This is a genomic window from Ferruginibacter sp. (assembly GCF_014377975.1).
GTDB lineage: Bacteria > Bacteroidota > Bacteroidia > Chitinophagales > Chitinophagaceae > Ferruginibacter.
Window position 1 is genome coordinate 1 of record NZ_JACMOO010000112.1, and the last position, 3,322, is coordinate 3,322.

Genomic DNA, 3,322 nt, shown 5'->3' on the forward strand with positions numbered 1-3,322 from the left:
ACTGGCAATTCTGGCAGCAACACAATAAACCAATTGTAATATTAAACCGGCAAATGTTTGCAGAGATTGTATTTTACATGCACCAGAATCCTGTTGCAAGCGGGTCTGTGTATGCATCGGAACAATGGGTATACAGTAGTGCAAAACATTTTGCAAAAAATGATGGCATCATTAAATTGGCGGAGTTTTGTTAAGGAAGAATTACTTTACGGCAATCGGCCAGGCACAAGGATAGCCGACGCACTTATCCAACACTACACCCTTGCGCCAATACAAAAGTTTGCCAGTTTGAAGAGGTGCTTGCGCCAACATGGGGGGAAAATCCTATTTCTTAAATACTGCAACTGTAAACAACACTAATTCCACTGTACTTGATATTGGTACCTTAATGGCTAACATGATACTGGCACCTGCTAATGGAGCTGCAGGAAAAGGATTATCCTCAGCAAACCTTACGACAATTAATAGCCCGGTATTCCCAGGAAGCTTTTTCCGGGGAACCAATGGAGAGACAACAACAATCCCTAAAGCTTATATCAATTATGTATTTTTTGACGAACAGTTTAAATATGCAGGTGGTGGAGCCAGCAGGGTTGGATCTAGTGGTATAGTAACAGATCACTGGCAATCAGATCCGACACTCCGAAATATATCAGTTCCAAAAAATGGTTATCTCTTTGTTTATGTGAGCAATGAAACGAATTTGCCAGTTTATTTTGATAATTTGCAGGTAATTCATAAGCCCGGGCCAATATTGGAGGAAACACATTATTATCCATTCGGGTTGACAATGGATGGGATATCTTCTAAGGCAGCAGGCTCACTAACTAATAAATATAAGTTTGGCGGAAAGGAATTAAATAGTAATGAGTTCAGCGATGGTGTAGGATTAGAGAGTTATGATTTTGGGGCAAGGAATTATGACCAGCAAATAGGAAGGTGGCACACGATAGACCCACTTAGCGATAAGATGCGTCGCTTCTCACCTTATAATTATGCCTTTGATAATCCAATAAGATTTGTAGATCCTGATGGAATGGCGCCTACTGATTGGTATAAGAATAAAAAAACCGGAGATTACGAATGGTTTAATGGCAGCGGGCCAGTAGCAGGTTATGATCACAGGGGAAGTAGTACTCAGATTAACTCCTATACAGAGTATAATGGCAAAAAAGATGTTGTACAAAGCTACTCTCTTAATTCTGATGGTTCTGTAAGTTCAAACGGTCAAAAGTATGGGAATGGTGAAAGTTTAAACACAAAAGGTGGTACAACTATAACTACAGGAGTTGGAACATTTGAAACAAAATACGGCGATGTTGGTGGAACAGAGGTAACTGCGCTGGTAAGTGTGGGTGCATCTGCAAATCAGCCTGTAGGAAATGGCTCTGCTGGAGGTGGTTTAGAAATGGATTTGATTGGTGTGAAGGACTTTAGCCGTGATAACAAAAATTTCAGAATGTTCGGGATGGATACGGATGGGAATACCAATATTATGCGTGGTTACGCAGGTGCCGAATATATTGTAGGTGTTGGAACTGAAACGGAAGAAATGCGTGATGCTAATGGTAACCTTCAATCAACTACAGAAAATAAGGTGTCCGTAGGAGCTCGGGGATTTAGTTTGGCGATGAAAGGTGAAACAAATAATGTCACCAAAGCTAGCACAACCACTCTCGGTTTGTCATTTGGTTTTGATAAAGGTTACATACTCAATTTCCACTTTGAAATTTTTGTTCCTTTGATTACCGAGAAGTATACTCCAAATAAATGATGAAATTATGGAATACCTTTTTGTCCTAAGTCTATTGTCGTTTATTGTAATTTTTATTGCCAAATTCATTATTCATATCATACTAGACAGAAGAAACGGGTATCCAATTGAGTTTGGGAGTGCTTGGGGACATGTAAGTTTTTTGCCGTATGATAAAGACGTATCAGAAGAGGATGAAAGGTTAAAAAAGGTATGCAACAAATTGCAGAAGCTAACTATTTTATTTTTAATAGTTTTTTTGGTTGTGTTTTTTGCTCGGAATTTATCGCTGAAGAAATAATTACTCTTCAAAATCTATCGGCCTGTCATACCTTGGCAAGGAAATTTTTTTTGAAAATTGGGTGAGGAAGTCTATAAGAGTAGTTGCTTCCTTAGGTGGTGTCATTGATTTAAATCGTTTGTATTTTCCATTATACGAAATGAGTATGGTTTTTATTGATGAATCGCAGCATAGTACATCAGGGAACTGTAAAGAATCAAAATCATACCTTTTTAATTGACTGATAAGCTTGTCATAATCTTTATCTTTTAAAGTTCCTTTGAATGTTCCTGACTGCAAGCTATCATACAGACCAGATGAGGTGTAAATGACTCTGATGAGTTTAATGGTTTTATCGCTATTGATATTAACTGATATATCTGGACAGGATTTATTGCAGCCAGTAGAGTGAAAAGTTAACTCACTGAATTGAAATTTTTCTTGTGCGTCACAATTAAGAAACAAGAATATGGATAGCAGTATAGATATTATTTTTTTCACTTGAAAATTGATTTTTGAGTTTTTTATTGAGCAAGTCTTGCCTGAGTATCTTTTTGAAAAACGTAAGCCTTGAGCAAAGACTTAACAGCGTTCAAATCCTGCTTATCCAGCAACTGCACTTTAGTAAAGAGGTTAAGCAAGTCGGCATCCTTCAAACTATTTTTAGCTTTCTCATCCTGAGTGCCGTAAATCAATGTATCGGTGCTAACGTCTAAAGCTTCAGCAATTTTTTTTACTACATCAATAGAAGGAGCAGCCAAGTTGCGTTCATAGCGGCTTATGTGTGTGCTGTGTGTACTTATCATATCAGCAAGCTCTTGCTGCGATACATTTTTCTCAACTCTTATCTTTTTAAGATTATCCCCGAATTTGTTAGCCATAAAAAGCATTTTAAGTAAAGTAAACAACGAATGCAGCAATAAAATTAGTTCTAATGTAGGGCGATTGTATTACCTGTGGATAAAAAGTAAACTTATGTGTTCTGTTGTAAAGAACAAATACTATAAGTTTGTGAACAAATCTGTTCAGTAAAATTTTTTCCACATGCAACAAAATCAAATCAACACCAGCAACCCCGAAGCCATCACCTACCAAACCGAAGAATTAGGCTATACCATTTGCTTCCGTGGTTGGTGTATTTTCTATAATTGAAAACCTTTTCCCCGTGGTCCGGTGTCGTCACCGACCACGTCTTCCATTAAAATACCTCACCAAAATGTGTAAGCATCTCAAACTCATCTATGTTTTGTTCGTAAAATTTAGCCGATGAAAACCTGTAATCGGCAGGC

Annotated in this window: 4 protein-coding genes; 2 read left to right on the top strand and 2 right to left on the bottom strand. The window is 37.7% G+C overall.

From position 1 onward, the window contains the following. A partial coding sequence (locus tag H7254_RS06660; protein ID WP_301932228.1) for a hypothetical protein occupies positions 1-194 on the top strand: 194 nt, incomplete at its 5' end. 116 nt (positions 195-310) lie between these two features. Beyond that, a complete protein-coding gene (locus H7254_RS06665; protein ID WP_301932229.1) occupies positions 311-1,774 on the top strand; it encodes an RHS repeat-associated core domain-containing protein in 1,464 nt (487 codons plus the stop codon). 280 nt (positions 1,775-2,054) lie between these two features. On the opposite strand, the gene H7254_RS06670 is transcribed toward H7254_RS06665, so the two are convergent. Together H7254_RS06670 and H7254_RS06675 are read right to left on the bottom strand one after the other, a co-directional pair. Then, positions 2,055-2,534, bottom strand: a complete 480-nt coding sequence (locus tag H7254_RS06670; protein WP_301932230.1) for a DUF6438 domain-containing protein — start codon at positions 2,532-2,534, stop codon at positions 2,055-2,057. A gap of 23 nt (positions 2,535-2,557) precedes the next feature. Next, positions 2,558-2,914, bottom strand: coding sequence for a helix-turn-helix domain-containing protein (locus tag H7254_RS06675; RefSeq protein WP_301932231.1), 357 nt, complete (start codon positions 2,912-2,914; stop codon positions 2,558-2,560). Positions 2,915-3,322 lie beyond the last annotated feature (408 nt).